The organism is Streptomyces sp. HUAS MS02, assembly GCF_055702265.1.
In genome coordinates this window covers 4,681,864-4,697,170 of sequence record NZ_CM146747.1, presented here as the reverse complement: position 1 = coordinate 4,697,170, position 15,307 = coordinate 4,681,864, and the positions used below count along the sequence as shown (strand labels likewise).

Sequence of the window (15,307 nt, the reverse complement as noted above, 5' to 3'; positions counted from 1 at the left end):
CGGCGCTCTTCGGAAGGAAGCCGGGACCTCTTGAACAGCAGCAAGCACACGGAGTTGGCGAACCACGCCTGGTCCGTCGCCGATCTCCTGCGCGGCGACTACAAGCAGTCCGACTACGGCAAGGTCATCCTGCCGTTCACCGTGCTGCGCCGCCTGGAGTGCGTCCTGGAGCCGACGCGCGACAAGGTCGTCGAGACCGTCGCCAGGTTCGCGGGCCAGGACATCGACACCGGCCACTTCCTGCGCAGGGCCTCGGGCCACTCCTTCTACAACAAGAGCGACCTCACGCTGCGGAAGATCGCGGCCGACCCGCAGAACGCGGCGAAGAACCTGCAGATCTACGTCGGCGCGTTCTCCGAGAACGCCCGCGAGGTCCTCGACAAGTACGAGTTCAACCAGCAGGTCAGGAAGCTCGACGGGGCGAACCTGCTCTACCAGGTGATCGGCAGGTTCACCGACCTCGACCTGCACCCCGACGTCGTGCCCAACCACAACATGGGCTACATCTTCGAGGAGTTGATCCGCCGCTTCGCCGAGCAGTCGAACGAGACCGCGGGTGAGCACTTCACCCCGCGCGAGGTCATCAAGCTGATGGTCAACCTGCTGGTGGCACCCGACGCGGACGCCCTCACCGTGCCGGGTGTCGTCCGCACGGTCATGGACCCCGCCTGCGGCACGGGCGGCATGCTCAGCGCCGCCGACGACCGCATCAAGGCCCTCAACCCTGACGCGACGGTGGAGGTGTACGGGCAGGAGCTCAACCCCGAGTCCTGGGCGATCTGCCGGTCCGACCTCATGATCAAGGGCCAGGACCCGGAGAACATCCGCTTCGGCAACTCCTTCTCCGACGACGGCCACGCCCGCCGGAAGTTCGACTACATCCTCGCCAACCCGCCGTTCGGCGTGGAGTGGAAGAAGGTCAAGGAGGAGGTCGAGTACGAGCACAAGTCGCTCGGCGACGCCGGCCGCTTCGGCGCGGGCCTGCCGCGCATCAACGACGGCTCGCTGCTCTTCCTCCAGCACATGATCTCGAAGATGAAGCCGGTGGACGTCAACGGCGGGGGCGGCTCCCGCATCGCCATCGTCTTCAACGGCTCCCCGCTGTTCACGGGCGCGGCCGAGTCCGGCGAGTCCAACATCCGCCGCTGGATCCTGGAGAACGACTGGCTTGAGGCGATCGTCGCGCTCCCGGACCAGCTCTTCTACAACACGGGCATCTCGACGTACTTCTGGATCCTGACGAACCGCAAGGACAAGGACCACAGGGGCAAGGTCGTCCTGCTCGACGCGCGCGACCAGTGGGTGAAGATGCGCAAGTCACTCGGCGACAAGCGCAAGGAGCTGGGTGACGGGACGAACGGCCGCCCCGACCACATCGGCGACATCACGCGGCTGTACGCGGAGGCGCTGCAGATCGCGGGTGACACGGAGCACCCGCTGCACGGCAAGGTCAAGGTCTTCTCGAACGAGGACTTCGGCTGCCAGCGCATCACGGTGGAGCGGCCGCTGAAGCTCCGCTTCGAGGTGACGGAGGAGACGCTGGCGGCACTGGCGGAGGCCAAGCCGGTGGCGAGGCTGGAGCGGAGCGAGGAGTTCGTGGCGGCGGTGCGTACGTTGCTCGGCTCGTCCTGGACGACGAAGTCCGACGCTTTCATCGCGCTCAAGGACGCGGTGGTCGCGGCCGGGCTGACGTGGCCGTCGGGAGCGCCGTTCGCGAAGGCGGTACGGGAGACGATCGGCGTCCGGGACCCGGAGGGCGAGGTCCAGATGGTCAAGGGTGCGGCGGAGCCGGACGCTGACCTGCGGGACTACGAGAACGTTCCGCTCGGCGAGGACGTCGAGGAGTACCTCAAGCGCGAGGTGCTGCCGCATGTGCCGGACGCGTGGATCGACCACACGAAGACGAAGATCGGCTACGAGATCCCGTTCACGCGGCACTTCTACGTGTACAAGCCGCCGAGGCCGCTGGCGGAGATCGACGCGGAGTTGAAGGCTCTGGAGGCGGAGATTCAGGCGCTGTTGGGTGAGGTGACGGACTAGTGATCGAGTACTCAGTATCACCGCTCCGGTATCTACTTCGTCCTGTGGAGCGGACGGGCTTTCCATCGGCAGATGTGTTGTCCGTCTATCGCGATCACGGTGTCATTCTGAAGGGATCACGCACTGACAACTACAACAAGACCCCCTTGGACCTCTCTCGCTACCAACTCGTACAGGCTGGCGATCTCGTAGTCAACAAGATGAAGGCATGGCAGGGGTCGCTCGGCGTCTCCGCATACGAAGGAATCGTTAGCCCAGATTATCTGGTCTGCGAGGTGAGTCCCAAAGTTCACTCACGGTACCTTCATCACTTGCTCAGGTCTCGTTTTCTGATTGGCGAGTTCAAGTCGCGATCAAAGGGAATTCGCCCAGCGCAGTGGCGTCTTTATTGGGAAGATTTGGCGAAGGTAGAGGTGTCCCTTCCTCCCGTGGAGGAGCAGCGCCGCATCGCCGACTTCCTCGACGTCGAGACCGCTCGCATCGACCGCTTGGCTGATCGTTACCAAAAGCTGTCAGATTTGGCAGTTGAGCGAACCCGGGCAGTGATCGACAAGGTTTTCACTGAGTTCTCCCCAGAATTTTTCGCCCCTGCATCTGCTGTCTGCATCGCCATCGTGGACTGCGTGAATAAGACAGCCCCAACATCGGCGAAGGCCACGCCATACAAGATGATCCGAACGTCCAATATTCGAAATGGAGACGTGGATCTATCGGAGACTTTCTCCGTGGAGCGTCGGGTGTTCATCGAATGGAATCGTCGTGGCGCCCCCCGAAACGGAGACATCCTCTTCACGCGTGAAGCTCCACTCGGGCAAGTAGGCATGCTGCGCACGGATACCTCCGTCTTCCTCGGACAGCGCATCATGCTCTATCGGGCAAATGAGAATGCAATCAAGAAGGAGTTGCTGCTCTACAACTTCCTGGGATCACACATGGACAGGCAAATTCGGCTCCTCGGCGCTGGTTCATTGCACGAGCACATGCGTGTTGGGGATTGCTTGAAGTTGCGCATCTGCTGTCCGCCTCGTACACAGCAAGATGGGCTCGTGGCAGAAATTGAGGCTGGAAGGGCAAAGAGTCTCCACCTCGCCAAGCTCGCAAAGCGACAGCTTGCTCTCCTCACTGAGCGCCGCCAAGCCCTCATCACCGCCGCCGTAACCGGCCAGTTCGACGTCTCCACCGCCAGCGGGCGCAACGTAACGGACGGAGTGAGCGCGTAGCCATGAGCCCCATCCACACGGAGTCCGCCTTCGGTGACGCGATCGTCGCCGCCATGGTCGAGCGCGGCTGGCGCGAGGCCCGTCCGCAGGACTATGAGGCCGATCTCGGCCTGGACACCAACGAGTTGTTCACCTTCATCGGGGCGACCCAGCCCGACGAGTGGAACGAGCTGCTCACCGTCTACGGCGGCGACCCGAACGAGGCGCAGCGTGGGTTCGCCAGTCGCCTCGACCAGGCCATCGCCACCAACGGGCTCCTCGATGTCCTCCGCAACGGCGTCAAGGACCGGGGCGTACACCTCCGCATCGCGTACTTCAAACCGAACCTCGTCGCCCACGACTCCGTGTTGGACGGCTACCGGGCCAACCGCCTCACCGTCGTCCGCGAACTCGAATACGCGACGAAGCAGGCCGACTGGGGCAACCGGCTCGACCTCGCCCTCTTCCTCAATGGAATCCCGGTCGCCACGGCCGAGTTGAAGAATCCGCTGACCAAGCAAGGGGTGGAGCAGGCCAAGGAGCAGTACCGCACCGACCGCGACCCCACCGAGCTGATCTTCACGCGTCGCGTCGTCGCGAACTTCGCCGTCGACCCGGACCTGGTCTTCGTCGCCACCCAGCTCAAGGGCAAGAACACCCGCTTCCTCCCCTTCAACACCGGCTCCAACGGCCCCGGTCAGCCGGGCGGCGCAGGCAACCCGGCCCCCACCGCCTTCGGCACGTACGCGACCTCCTACCTCTGGGAGCAGGTCTGGCAGCCGGACAACTGGCTGGACCTGCTCCAGCGGTTCGTTCACCTGCACAAGAGCAAGTCGCCCGGCGGCGGCACCACCAAGACGATGATCTTCCCCAGGTTCCACCAGTGGGACGTGGTCAAGAAGCTCACCACGCATGCCTCCACCCATGGCGCCGGCCACGACTACCTGGTCATGGCGTCGGCTGGCTCGGGCAAGTCGAACACCATCGGCTGGCTCGCCCACCGCCTCAGCGACCTGCACACCCCCACCGACCCCCGCGAACTCGACCCCGAGGCCGTCGCCAAGGGCCTCAAGCCGGGCGTGCCGGTCTTCGACAAGGTCATCGTCATCACCGACCGCCGCAACCTGGACGCACAACTCCGGGAAACGGTCGGCAGTTTCGTGCAGACCGCTGGTCTCGTCGTGAAGATCGACGAGAAGCACGGGGCGAAGGGCGAGCAACTCGCCAAGGCCCTCTCCCGCGACACCGGGAAGATCGTCACGGTCACCCTGCACTCGTTCCCGGCCCTGCTCGACTACCTCCAGCGCAACCCCACGGAGATCCGGGGCAGTCACTTCGCGATCATCGTGGACGAGGCGCACTCCTCGCAGTCCGGCGACGCCGCCACCGCCGTACGGTCCGCCCTGCGCGACCTCGGCCTGGACTCCGACTCGGACGACGCGGGCGCGACCACGGTCAAGGCAGAGGACGCCACTCTGGACGAGCAACTCAAGAAGCGGGCCGAGCAGCGTTCCCGCGCCGCGAACCTCTCCTACTTCGCGTTCACCGCCACGCCGAAGGCCAAGACCCTCGAACTCTTCGGCACGCTCCAGGACATCGGCGGCAAGGCGACCTACCGGCCCTTCCACACGTACTCCATGCGCCAGGCGATCGAGGAGGGCTTCATCCTCGACCCGCTGCGCAACTACGTCACGTACAACACGTACTGGAAGCTGGTGAACCAGAATCCGGACGAGCGGGAGGTCGACCCGTCGAAGGCGAACGGCCTGCTCGCCCGGTACGCGCTGACCCATGACTCGACGGTCGCCCAGCACGCCCAGGTGATCGTCGAGCACTTCGTGGCGCACAGCCGGGGCCGTCTCGGCGGGCGGGCCAAGTCGATGGTGGTGACCGCCTCGCGGCAGTCCGCCGTGCAGATGGCGCGCGCGATCAAGAGCTACATCAAGGACCGGGACTACGACACCAAGTACCCGGACCTGGGCGTCCTCGTCGCCTTCTCCGGCTCGCTCACCATCGACGGCGAGGAGACCACCGAGCCGAAGGAGAACGGCGGGCTGTCGGAGAGCGCGCTGCCGAAGGCGTTCGCGTACACGCGTGCCGACGACAAGGCCGCCCGAGCCGGCGGTCCGGGCCAGCACGAGTACAAGATCCTGGTCGTGGCGGAGAAGTACCAGACCGGCTTCGACCAGCCGCTCCTCACGACGATGTACGTCAACAAGACGCTGACCGGCATCTCCGCCGTCCAGACCCTGTCCCGGCTGAACCGGACCGCCGAGCGCAAGACCCAGGCCGACCTGGCGGTCCTGGATTTCGTCAACGACGCCAACGACATACAGGACTCCTTCCGCCCGTACTTCGAGGAGGCGATGACCCTCCCCTCCGACCCCAACCTGCTCTACACCGCGCAGAGCCGGGTCATGCAGGCGCCGATCCTGTCCGGGCAGGAGATGGACGAGTTCGCCGCCGCGTACTTCGCCGCCAAGGAGAAGGCGGCGGGCTCACAGTCCAAGTGGGAGAAGCTGCACGCCGAGCTGTACCGGCTGCTGTCCCCAGCGGTCGCCCGCTTCACGCACCTGCTCGAAAGCGAGGACGAAGACGACCAGGAGACGGCGGAGGGCTTCCGCGCCGACCTCAACGACTACGTCAGGAAGTACGGCTTCCTCGCCCAGATCGTCCCCTACCAGGATGCCGAGCTGGAGCGGCTACACCTCTACGGCCGCTACCTCCTCAACCGGCTGCCGCGCCGCGCGGACGGCGGCGTGGACATAGGCGAGGTCGACCTCAGCCATCTGCGGGTGGAGAAGACCGGCGAGTACGACGTCTCCCTCACCCCCGAGGGGCCGGCGACGATGCCGGGCTTCGGCGACGGCTCGGGCGGCGCGAAGGAGGCGGAGAAGTCGCTGCTCTCCGAGTTGATCGAGAAGTTCAACGAACGGTTCGGCACCGAGTTCACCGAGCAGGACGTCATCCGGCCGTTCGAGGAGGCCAAGGCCGACCCGAAGGTGCGGGCGGCGGCCGTCGTCAACGACGAGGAGAACTTCGGCCTCGTCTTCGACAACGTCTTCGCGGACAAGATGGCCGACCACATCGACACCATCGCGGGCATGGGCCGCCAGTACTTCGGCCCCGACAAGGGCTTCAAGTCCAGCCTGGACCGCAGCGCCCGCAAGGCGGCCTGGCGGATGATCCGCCGCGAGGAGGGCCTGGACGACGACATCTGACGTGTTCGCCCCGGCCGGGTGGCCGACCGGGGCGTCCTTCGAGTACGTCGCCAGTACAGCCGGAAGTACGGGTTGCCCTCGCCATGAGGTGCAACAAATGGGGAGGGGTACATGAGCAACACGTCGGACGAGCCCGCAGGGTCTCGGCTCCAGAAGGCCGTCGAGACCATCGTCATGACACCGGCGGCGGCCGCCAAGGTCGTGGACGGTTACCGCGTGTCCTTCGAGGACAAGAACGAGCGGAAGCCCGAGAGCCTGGAGGACAAGCGCCGGATCGCGGCCAAGATCATAGGCCGGTACTCCAAGATGTCGGCAGCCGCTGGGGCTGCCACCGCCGCCCCGAGTGTGATTCCGGGGGTCGGAACCGCGGTCGCGGTCCTCGGCGGTGGTGCCACCGACGTTGCCGTGGCGCTCAAGCTCCAGGTCGACATGTGCATGTGCCTGGTCGAGGTGTTCGAGACCGAGCTGAGCGCCGAGGACAAGAAACACCTCGCCTTCACCCTCGCCTTGGCGGGTTCGGCGGAACAGTTGGCGTCGAAGGGGGGCAAGGCGGCGGTACAGAAGATCGCCGAGAAGCTGGTCTACCAGTACCTCACGGGGCCCGCCCTGGTCACGATCAAGCAGTTGTTCAAGCGGGTGTCCATCACCTTCACCCAGAAGGCGATGGCCAAGGCGATTCCGGTCGGCGTGGGTGTCGCCTTCAGCAGCTCGACCAACTACGTACTGACGAGGGTGGTGGGCAGGGTTGCCGTCGCAGTCCTGGCCAAAGATGTGAAGTAGCAGCGCCGCATCAGGCCCGACCAAGCTTGGCTATGCGGAGGGGGCGGGGGTTTCGGCGGAGGGCGGCAGGGGGTCGGTGACGAACCACCCCCGCTGGGGCACGGCGTACACCCAGCCTTCGTCGGCCAGCAGGCCGAGCCCCCGCCGCACGGTCGTACGCGCGATCCCGTAGCGCTGCACAAGCTGAGCCTCACTCGGCAGCATCCGCCCGGGCTGCCAGTCACCGCGCTGAATCTGCCCACGCAGGATCTCGGCCAGTTGCCGGTACGGGGTCAGCGGCGCGCCATGGTCGATCTCAGCATCAGGGTTCATGGACTCGACGCTAGGCAAGCCGACTGATTCACGCTCTTTGAGATACGTCTCGCGACGAATCGATACAAGGCGATACCATGGCCCAAAGAAACGCCCCGGCTGGAAGGGTGAGAGCTTCCATGCCGGGGCTGAGCCGACTGATTGGGAGTCGACCTATGCGCAGCCTACTGGCCGCGATTCTGACCCTCTTCCTGCCCGCCCGCGGTACCCACCGCTCCGCGGCACCCCCACCACCACTGCCCCTCACCCCCTGTCCGCCCGCTCCGGAACCCCCGCCCGTGATCACGTGTCCGCACCCCGCGGACGTCATCACCGCCGACGGCATGCCCCTGGTCCGGCCGTACGTCGTCGAATGGGAACGCGAGCGGGACGAACATGACTGGCGCCGCCTTCAGCGCGAGCGGCGCCGGGCGGCGGTCCTGGCGACGCTGGGGCAGGACTACGTTCCGGTTCCGTGGGAGGTCGCCGTATGAGCACGAGTGCGCCGCGTCTGCGCAGTCTCGGCCTCGACCCGGCCACCGGCAAGGAGGCCCTGGCGGTCACGCGCCCCGGCGGCCGTCTTGAGGAGTTGGCCGACGCGCACGCTCTGAAGGCCGCCGCCGTCCTGGTGACGGTAGTCGGCGCCGTGCTGGAGGTAGGGAAGGCGTCGGACGCCGAACTCGCCGCCTTCGTCACGCCGTTGCACGCCGCGCTCGAAGAATGCGTCGGCATCATCGCGACCGACCTGGAGTGACGACGTAGAGGTATTTCACCTTGAGGCCGGTGGCGCCCGGAGGGCTAGTCCCTGGGCGCCACCGGCCCACATCCCCCGCTGCTCCTTGACCTCAGGTCCGCATCCGGTCGGCCCCCTTCTCGCACGCGCGGCGCTCGGCTGTCCGCCTCGCTCCCGGATGAGACCGTGATGCACCGCCCAGGGTCACGGTGCGACTGCTCGTACGAGGAGCGTTCCGATGTGCCCGGGATGCGGGGCATCGAGTATCCGGGCGTCGGCTGTGTGGAACCCAGCCCGAGAGAGCAGGCGCTCCCATACCGCCGGGCGGTAGCTGTAGCGGTAGGTGAACATCGCTTTGCCTGCGAAACCTCCCTTGTACATGCCCTGCGGCCCGTACGCGCCGGGGATGGCCGGCGGCTGCGAGAAGACGAAGACGCCGCCGGGGTTGAGCCGCTGACGGACAAGGGGGAACAGACGGCCCGGGTCGGTGAACCAAGCGGCCCCGAAGATCGAGTAGACGGCGTCGTATGCGTCCTCGTGCTCCTTCAGGTACTCCAGGACCTCGGAGCACACGAACTCCGCCCCGGTACTGGCCCACTTCGTGGTGATCTTCTTGACCATGACGGGAGAGAGGTCAACTCCCCGGGCGGTGATGCCGCGTTCAGCGAGGTAGGCGAGGGCGCGGCCGGTGCCACAGCCGATTTCCAGAACGGAGCATGGGTCGCCGAGTAGTTCCGGACCGGGTCCGTGACCGGCGTACTGGGTCCAGCAGAAGCTCGGCTCCACATCGTCCTTGAAGGCGGAAGCGGCGAAAGTGTCCCACAGCTCCGTCTCGGCGGCGATGTCGTGTTGTGCGGGCAAGGCGATTCCTCTTCGAAAGGGCTGGCCCCTGTCCTCCCGGGGGACCGAGGACAGGGGCCAGCGTAGGACCGTTCAGTGGCTGTCGGGGACCTTGTTGTCACATGGCGAGCAGTCCGTGCCGTCGATCGCCCACAGTTCCTCGTCGACTTTGAATCCGATGGACTTCAGGAAGTCCGCCGTGCGCAGGCACAGGCCGTCGCGCCGACGCTCGATGAACGGGGCGTGGTGCTTGTAACGGCCCTCGTTGTACACCTCGCAGAGGGCCCACCACACCGGCGTGTCGAGGATGAGCTGGTGAACGCCGATGTCGACGAGCTTGCCGACGCCCAGGTGGACCTCGGGGTGCTCCATGCAGCCGATGGTGTACATGACGGCGTTGCCGAGGATGCGCTCAGCCATGTCGCGGACCATGGTGTGGTCGCGCAGCAGCAGGGCGACCTCGCGGTCCCAGATGGTCATGCCGCAGTCCAGCACGTTGATCGTCAGGTGCTTGACGTGGGGCTGGACGGCGTTGAGGAGATCCTTGGGCTCCCTGGTGCGGGTGTGGGAAAGGCTGTCGAGCAGGACGGTCATGGACGTTCCCTTTCTGGGAGGTGTCGTGCCGTGCCGGTAACCCGCCCCCGGCTCAGCCTGTGCAGGGTGGGTACCTGGGGCGGGGGCTGGAGACCCACCCCGCCGGAGGTGTGTGGTCCTTCGACGGAACGGGTGTCGGGGGTGGGCTGATGTCGAGGGGCCCTGTCAGCGAGGACCTGGAGGAGCTGCCCCGGGCGTACCGGCGGGCGTGGGTTGCTGACGGTCATGTGCGTGGTGGGGCAGCGAGATGTCCTCGGTCCGGCGGCACCCGCGGTGAGGGTTCCGCGTAGTTGGGTGGTGGCGAGCGCGTACTCGACCGACAGGGGCAAGGTCTCGGTGGCGGGCACGGGGTCATCCGAGGCGCTCTGCCCGGTTCATCTCGGTCACACGAGCGCGCAGCACTTCGGTGTCCGTGGCCTGCCGGATGGCGTCGGGGTCCGCGTCCCACTCGCGTCCGCCGCCGGGAGGCCGGAGCTGGACATAGGGGCCGGCGTGCCCCATCACGTAGCCGATCTTGTCTGTCGTCGTGTCGACGACAAGGGCACCACTCCCTTCCCGCCTCGCCATCACTCACGGCCTCCTCGCCGAAGTGCTTCCGTCAGTCGTTCAGCCACGTCGGCGCGGACGCGCCTCAGCTCGACGAGTTTCAGGTCGGGGTTCGCGAAGTCGACGCCAAGGGAGGGCAGACGATCCCGACCTCGGTGAGCGCCGCTCGCAGAGACTCCACTGCCGCGTGCGGGTCGACATCCCGCAGTTCCGTCGTAGGCATGAACAGGACGCTAGGGAGGTGCTGTTGATGGCCGCCAGGGAAGTTGCGCGAAGTTGCTTGACTACCCGGCAAGGTTGCGCAAGGTTGCTGATTCAGGTGGACGGAACCCCCACCAGAAGGCGCTGACCTCGGGAAGGCTTGGGAGACCAGTTCCCCCAGCAGAAGGACGTGATCATGGCCCGACGACTGCGATTCAACGGCACGGGCAGCGGCGTCAACGGGTGTCCGTCCCTTCACGAAGACCTCGACACGGGCGAGTTCATCGTGCACGGCCCGCCCCTCACCGAGGCTGACGACGTGGCCCAGCTCAAGCACCTCAACGAGGGGGAGGTGCCGATCGTGGTGCCACGGGAACTGCTCGTCGACTTCGCGCCCAAGGAGGTCACTCGCGTGCCGAACATCATCGGGCTGGATGAGTTCGACCGGCTCTTCACCCAGTTCGAGCACACGGCTTGGCGCCTGGAGAGCCGCCGCCGGTACGCGTCCGACGAACTCACTGACACATACGCGCAGTTCACCCGTGGCGAGCCCGTCAACTGGGCGGGCGTCGATGCCGAGTGGTGTGCCGAGCGCCGCGAGCAGACCGGGCTCGGCAAGCGGTTCGAACGTGTCCGCATCGTCGACAACCCACCGACGACCGGGCAGCTCTATCTGCTCGACAACGCACGCCGCAACAGCGCCGTCGGCGAGAAGATCTTCAATCTCCGGCGTGTGGACGCCAACCAACTCAGCCTGCCCACCGAAGATTTCTGGATCTTCGACTCCCGACTGGTCGCACTGCTCAATTTCGACGACGCGGACAACCTGGTCAACGTCGAACTGGTCACGGAGCCCGTGGCGGTCCTGCGGTACGCCATGACGCGTGACGCGGCGATGCACCACGCCATCCCGTACGAGAAGTTCGCGGCACGGCTGACAGCGAAGGAGGACTGAAAACAGGTGCGTACCGGTGAGCACTGACTATCAGCAGGCACGAGAAGCTCTCGGGGTACGACTGCGCGAACTCCGGCTCTCCGCCCCTGGACGCGCGCTCACCGGTACGAAACTCGCCGAGCAGTACGGGTGGAACAAGTCCAAGGTCAGCAGGCTGGAGAACGGCAGGCAGACTCCAACACCCGACGACCTGCGCAAGTGGGCCGAGGCGACCGGTCGGCCCGAGGCGTACGACGAGTTGCTGGCCCGCCTGAGGGGCTTCGAGTCCCACATCAGGTCATGGCGGCGTCAGCTGGCCTCGGGGCACAAGGCGGTCCAGGACACCCACCTGAGCGCTCATGCCGACGCCTCGGTGTTCCGCGGCTGGGAGTCCTCCATGATCTTCGGAATTCTCCAGACTCCGGACTACGCACGGTCGATCTTCACGAGATACGCGGAGCTACAGCGATCGCCACGGGACACCGAGGAAGCAGTCCGGTCCCGCATGAAGCGGCAAGAAGCGCTGTACGACTCCTCGAAACACTTCCGCCTCCTCCTGTGGGAAGCCGCCCTTCACGCCTTGATCTGTCCACCGTCGGTGCTTGCGGCCCAGCTCGACCGCCTCTCAGGAGTCATCGGTCTGGACACGGTCGAGCTGGGGATCATCCCGCTGTCCGCCTCGCTCAAGATCCCCCCGGCCACCGCATTCTGGATCTACGACGACCGTCAGGTGATCGTCGAGAACTGGCACGCGGAGCTGTGGATCGACGACGCAGCCAGCGTGGAAACGTACCTGCGGACCTGGAAGACGCTCCGGGAGTCCGCCGTGTACGGCGCTGACGCCCAGAACCTCGTCAGCGCGGCACGACGAACATTGCGCTCACCCTGACGCCGACATGTGAGCGACGCGCCCTGCCCCCGTCATACCGCGACCGCTGGACGGCATCCTGACGCAGCGGTCACACTTGACCCCTGACCGTGACTGTTCATCACGCACACCGGGGGCAAGGTGCCGCAGGAGGCGATCTCCGACCGTTACGAACTCCTGGAGGAGCTCAGCCACGGCGGCATGGGCGACGTGTGGCGCGGCTACGACGCCGTCCTCGACCGGCCCGTCGCCGTGAAGCTCATCCGGCAGGCTTCGGTCACCTCCCCGCAGTTAGCCGAGGAGTTCGCCAAGCGCTTCCGGCGCGAGGCCCGCATCACCGCGCGCATCCAGCACCCCGGTGTGCCGCAGGTGTACGACGCGGTGCTCGACGCGTCGTACGAGCGGCTGTTCCTGGTGATGGAGCTCGTCGACGGCGTACCGCTGTCCGCCTACCTCGACCCCGGCCGGCCACTGCCGGTCAGCTGGGCGGCCGCCGTCGCCGCGCAGGTCGCGACCGTGCTGTCGTACGCACACGACGTGCCCGTCATCCACCGGGACCTCAAGCCGGGCAACATCCTCGTCGCCCGCGACGGCACCGTGAAGGTCCTCGACTTCGGCATCGCGGCGATGCTGCGGACCGACGTCACCAAGCTGACCGCCACCGGCAGCCCCATCGGCACCCACCAGTACATGTCGCCCGAGCAGGTCCGCGGCGGACGCATCACCCCGCAGACCGACCTGTACGCGCTCGGCTGTGTGCTGCACGAACTCCTCAGCGGGCGGCTCGTGTTCGAGGCGGAGAGCGAGTACCTGCTGATGTACCAGCACGTCAACGCCGCCCCCACCCCGCTTCGGCAGCTGCGGCCCGACGTCCCCGAGGCGCTGGAGGAGCTGGTCCTGCACCTGCTGCGCAAGGCGCCCGAGGCGCGGCCCGCCGACACGCAGGAGGTGTACGCGCGGCTGCTGCCGTTCCTCCCGCCGCCGGGCCAGGAACCCGGCACGGCGGACGCCGGGCCGGCCGGCGCGCCCGACCCCACGGGCGTGTTTCGTCACCCCTTCGCGCCCCGCGCCCGCGCCCAAGCCCCGGCGCCCGGAGGTCCGGCACCGACGGCCGTCCTCCCGGGGGCCCCGCCGGCGCCCGTCCCTGCCCGGCTGCGCGAGGACATCAAGGAGGCGTACGCCCACTCCGACGCCCTGCTGGAGGAGGAGCGGTTCGCGCAGGCCGCCGAGGTGCTCGGCGAGGTCATCGAGCCCGCCGCCCTCGCCCTCGGCTCCGAGAGCAGGCAGGTCCTGGCGCTGCGCCGCCAGCGAGCGGCGATCCGCCTCCTCGGCGGCGACTACCGGGCCGCCCTGCCGGAGTTCGACGCCCTCGCCGACGCGTACGCCCGCATCGCCGGACCCACCGGCGAGCAGGCCCGCGCCTGCCGCGCCCAGGCGGCCCGGTGCCGCGCCGAACTCGGCCAGGTCACCGACGCGCTCGCCGCGCTCCAGGGCGTGCTGAACGTCGTGCGGGCCGTCGACAGCGACGTGAGCGAGGAAGCCGTGGAGCTGCGGCACAACATCGGGATGCTGCTGCTCGCCCAGGGCCGGGCCGCCGAAGCCCGGCACATCCTCGAACCGCTCCACCAGGACATGTGCATGGTGTTCGGCCCGGAGGACGAGATGACCGTCGAGATCGCCGAGGCGCTCGCCGTGATCCGCCTCGACCTCGACGGTTCGGCTTCCTGACCCGCTTCCTCCACAAGCAGCATCGCCCCAACCATGCCGCTCTGTAGCCGAGGGAATTCCGCTCCGCAGCGGGGCCCGGCTCTTCGTGTGCGCGTCCGGGGCGACCGTCCGACGACCGAGGGGCTACATCCTCTGGGAAGACTCTCCCGTTGCAACTGTGGCCGTCGTGGACACATACGGGCAGAAGCCACGGAAGGAGCCAGCGCCGAGTTGGCGAGCTGGACCGGCACGCCCCGCAGCCTGGACGCGGCCGGCGCCGAGGGCTCGGGCGCCGAGAAGGAGTGCCTGGACGCGACGGAGGACTACGGTTCCTGGCCCGTCGTCGTCAGCAACGCGGACATCCTGGGCAGCGTGGCCTCGATGGTCGTCAGCCGGGGCGGCGATGCGGTCTACTGCCTGTCCGGCTCGGACGGCGGGCGGACCACGATGGCCGTCTCCCCGGTGCTCGACCTCCCCGCCGACGGCGTCGAACTGGACACCTACGGCTCCCGGGGCGAGGGCGACGGACTGCTCAACTGCCTCGTCGCGTTCGTCGGTGCGGACGTCACGAAGGTCACGGTCCGCGACAGCGGCCACACCGTCGCGGCGACCGTCCAGGACGGCCGCTGGACCGCCTGGTGGCCCCGCGGCGACCGTTACGGTCTCCTCCCGGCACGGTCACCCTCACCTTCACCGACGGCACGACCCGCACGATCACAGCGAGAAGCTGTCGTCGCGGAACGGGACTGTGCGCCTGTCCACGGGTGTTCGGAGGACGTGGCGGGCGTCACATGCGGCCGTGTCACATCCGCGCGGACCCGGCCCGTCCTTGTGTTGTCACCGCACACGACGGCACAAGGAGCCCGCCATGGAAGCGCGTCTGAACCTGTTCGCCAACCCCCTCACCGGCAAGCTCGTCAAGCACCTCGTCGGCGCCGACAAGGTGATCGCCTCGTCCGAACTCCCCAAGGCCACGCAGGAGTTGGTGAAGATCCGCGCCAGCCAGATCAACGGCTGCGGGTACTGCCTCGACATGCACACCAAGGAGGCCGAGCACGCCGGGGAGACCGCGCAGCGGCTGCACATGGTGGCGGGCTGGCGGGAGGCGAAGGTCTTCACGGACGCCGAGCGCGCCGCGCTGGAGCTCGCCGAGCAGGGCACCCGCATCGCCGACGGGGCCGGTGGCGTCCCGGACGAGGTCTGGGAGAACGCGGCCAAGCACTACGACGAGGACCAGCTCCTCGCCCTGGTGGCGCTGATCGCCCTCATCAACACCTTCAACCGGCTGAACGTCATGGTGCGGCAGCCGGCCGGCGACTACCAGGTGGGCATGCTCGGCTGAGACGAGCGGGC

Annotated in this window: 14 protein-coding genes; 10 read left to right on the top strand and 4 right to left on the bottom strand. The window is 67.2% G+C overall.

Features of this window, described 5'->3' with window-relative positions:
- Positions 1 to 30: 30 nt before the first annotated feature.
- The 4 genes from ACZ9QC_RS20175 to ACZ9QC_RS20160 all read left to right on the top strand — a co-directional run bounded on the left by ACZ9QC_RS20175 (position 31) and on the right by ACZ9QC_RS20160 (position 7,240).
- On the top strand, positions 31 to 2,040 hold the full coding sequence (locus tag ACZ9QC_RS20175) for a type I restriction-modification system subunit M (protein ID WP_472921399.1): 2,010 nt from the start codon (positions 31 to 33) through the stop codon (positions 2,038 to 2,040).
- Positions 2,040 to 3,260: a restriction endonuclease subunit S gene (locus ACZ9QC_RS20170; RefSeq protein WP_472921398.1), complete on the top strand. Its 1,221-nt coding sequence runs from the start codon at positions 2,040 to 2,042 to the stop codon at positions 3,258 to 3,260. Before ACZ9QC_RS20175 ends, ACZ9QC_RS20170 begins: the two co-directional genes overlap by 1 nt.
- A 2-nt stretch (positions 3,261 to 3,262) precedes the next feature.
- Positions 3,263 to 6,460: a type I restriction endonuclease subunit R gene (locus ACZ9QC_RS20165; RefSeq protein WP_472921397.1), complete on the top strand. Its 3,198-nt coding sequence runs from the start codon at positions 3,263 to 3,265 to the stop codon at positions 6,458 to 6,460.
- A gap of 111 nt (positions 6,461 to 6,571) precedes the next feature.
- On the top strand, positions 6,572 to 7,240 hold the full coding sequence (locus ACZ9QC_RS20160; RefSeq protein WP_472921396.1) for a hypothetical protein: 669 nt from the start codon (positions 6,572 to 6,574) through the stop codon (positions 7,238 to 7,240).
- A 30-nt stretch (positions 7,241 to 7,270) separates the two neighbouring features.
- On the opposite strand, the gene ACZ9QC_RS20155 is transcribed toward ACZ9QC_RS20160, so the two are convergent.
- On the bottom strand, positions 7,271 to 7,552 hold the full coding sequence (locus tag ACZ9QC_RS20155; RefSeq protein WP_472921395.1) for a GntR family transcriptional regulator: 282 nt from the start codon (positions 7,550 to 7,552) through the stop codon (positions 7,271 to 7,273).
- A gap of 155 nt (positions 7,553 to 7,707) precedes the next feature.
- Here ACZ9QC_RS20155 and ACZ9QC_RS20150 point away from each other — a divergent pair, with 155 nt between their 5' ends.
- Together ACZ9QC_RS20150 and ACZ9QC_RS20145 are read left to right on the top strand one after the other, a co-directional pair.
- Positions 7,708 to 8,025: a hypothetical protein gene (locus ACZ9QC_RS20150; RefSeq protein WP_472921394.1), complete on the top strand. Its 318-nt coding sequence runs from the start codon at positions 7,708 to 7,710 to the stop codon at positions 8,023 to 8,025.
- Complete coding sequence (locus tag ACZ9QC_RS20145) at positions 8,022 to 8,285, top strand: hypothetical protein (protein ID WP_467291273.1); 264 nt, start codon at positions 8,022 to 8,024, stop codon at positions 8,283 to 8,285. Before ACZ9QC_RS20150 ends, ACZ9QC_RS20145 begins: the two co-directional genes overlap by 4 nt.
- Before the next feature lie 183 nt (positions 8,286 to 8,468).
- Here ACZ9QC_RS20145 and ACZ9QC_RS20140 read toward each other — a convergent pair whose 3' ends face one another.
- The 3 genes from ACZ9QC_RS20140 to ACZ9QC_RS20130 all read right to left on the bottom strand — a co-directional run bounded on the left by ACZ9QC_RS20140 (position 8,469) and on the right by ACZ9QC_RS20130 (position 10,265).
- Positions 8,469 to 9,125, bottom strand: coding sequence for a class I SAM-dependent methyltransferase (locus ACZ9QC_RS20140; RefSeq protein ID WP_472921393.1), 657 nt, complete (start codon positions 9,123 to 9,125; stop codon positions 8,469 to 8,471).
- Between the two features lie 72 nt (positions 9,126 to 9,197).
- The gene (locus ACZ9QC_RS20135; protein ID WP_472921392.1) at positions 9,198 to 9,698 is read right to left on the bottom strand and encodes a hypothetical protein; all 501 of its coding nucleotides are present in this window, start codon (positions 9,696 to 9,698) and stop codon (positions 9,198 to 9,200) included.
- Between the two features lie 351 nt (positions 9,699 to 10,049).
- Positions 10,050 to 10,265 carry a hypothetical protein gene (locus ACZ9QC_RS20130; protein ID WP_472921391.1) on the bottom strand — a complete coding sequence of 72 codons (216 nt, stop codon included), beginning with the start codon at positions 10,263 to 10,265 and terminating at the stop codon, positions 10,050 to 10,052.
- 376 nt (positions 10,266 to 10,641) lie between these two features.
- On the opposite strand from ACZ9QC_RS20130, the gene ACZ9QC_RS20125 reads away from it, so the two are divergent.
- From ACZ9QC_RS20125 to ACZ9QC_RS20110, 4 genes are all read left to right on the top strand, one after another.
- Positions 10,642 to 11,400 (top strand): DUF6879 family protein, encoded by a 759-nt coding sequence (locus tag ACZ9QC_RS20125; RefSeq protein WP_472921390.1) that lies wholly within the window; start codon positions 10,642 to 10,644, stop codon positions 11,398 to 11,400.
- Between the two features lie 16 nt (positions 11,401 to 11,416).
- Positions 11,417 to 12,268 carry a helix-turn-helix domain-containing protein gene (locus ACZ9QC_RS20120; protein ID WP_472921389.1) on the top strand — a complete coding sequence of 284 codons (852 nt, stop codon included), beginning with the start codon at positions 11,417 to 11,419 and terminating at the stop codon, positions 12,266 to 12,268.
- A 120-nt stretch (positions 12,269 to 12,388) separates the two neighbouring features.
- On the top strand, positions 12,389 to 13,975 hold the full coding sequence (locus ACZ9QC_RS20115; RefSeq protein ID WP_472921388.1) for a serine/threonine-protein kinase: 1,587 nt from the start codon (positions 12,389 to 12,391) through the stop codon (positions 13,973 to 13,975).
- 847 nt (positions 13,976 to 14,822) lie between these two features.
- Positions 14,823 to 15,296, top strand: coding sequence for a carboxymuconolactone decarboxylase family protein (locus tag ACZ9QC_RS20110; protein ID WP_467331026.1), 474 nt, complete (start codon positions 14,823 to 14,825; stop codon positions 15,294 to 15,296).
- The last annotated feature ends 11 nt before the right edge of the window (positions 15,297 to 15,307 follow it).

Coding starts and splice junctions, on each gene's coding strand:
- ACZ9QC_RS20155 (WP_472921395.1), bottom strand. CDS start 7,552: ATGAACCCTGATGCTGAGATCGACCATGGCGCGCCGCTGACCCCGTAC.
- ACZ9QC_RS20130 (WP_472921391.1), bottom strand. CDS start 10,265: ATGGCGAGGCGGGAAGGGAGTGGTGCCCTTGTCGTCGACACGACGACA.
- ACZ9QC_RS20135 (WP_472921392.1), bottom strand. CDS start 9,698: ATGACCGTCCTGCTCGACAGCCTTTCCCACACCCGCACCAGGGAGCCC.
- ACZ9QC_RS20145 (WP_467291273.1), top strand. CDS start 8,022: ATGAGCACGAGTGCGCCGCGTCTGCGCAGTCTCGGCCTCGACCCGGCC.
- ACZ9QC_RS20125 (WP_472921390.1), top strand. CDS start 10,642: ATGGCCCGACGACTGCGATTCAACGGCACGGGCAGCGGCGTCAACGGG.
- ACZ9QC_RS20165 (WP_472921397.1), top strand. CDS start 3,263: ATGAGCCCCATCCACACGGAGTCCGCCTTCGGTGACGCGATCGTCGCC.
- ACZ9QC_RS20160 (WP_472921396.1), top strand. CDS start 6,572: ATGAGCAACACGTCGGACGAGCCCGCAGGGTCTCGGCTCCAGAAGGCC.
- ACZ9QC_RS20150 (WP_472921394.1), top strand. CDS start 7,708: ATGCGCAGCCTACTGGCCGCGATTCTGACCCTCTTCCTGCCCGCCCGC.
- ACZ9QC_RS20110 (WP_467331026.1), top strand. CDS start 14,823: ATGGAAGCGCGTCTGAACCTGTTCGCCAACCCCCTCACCGGCAAGCTC.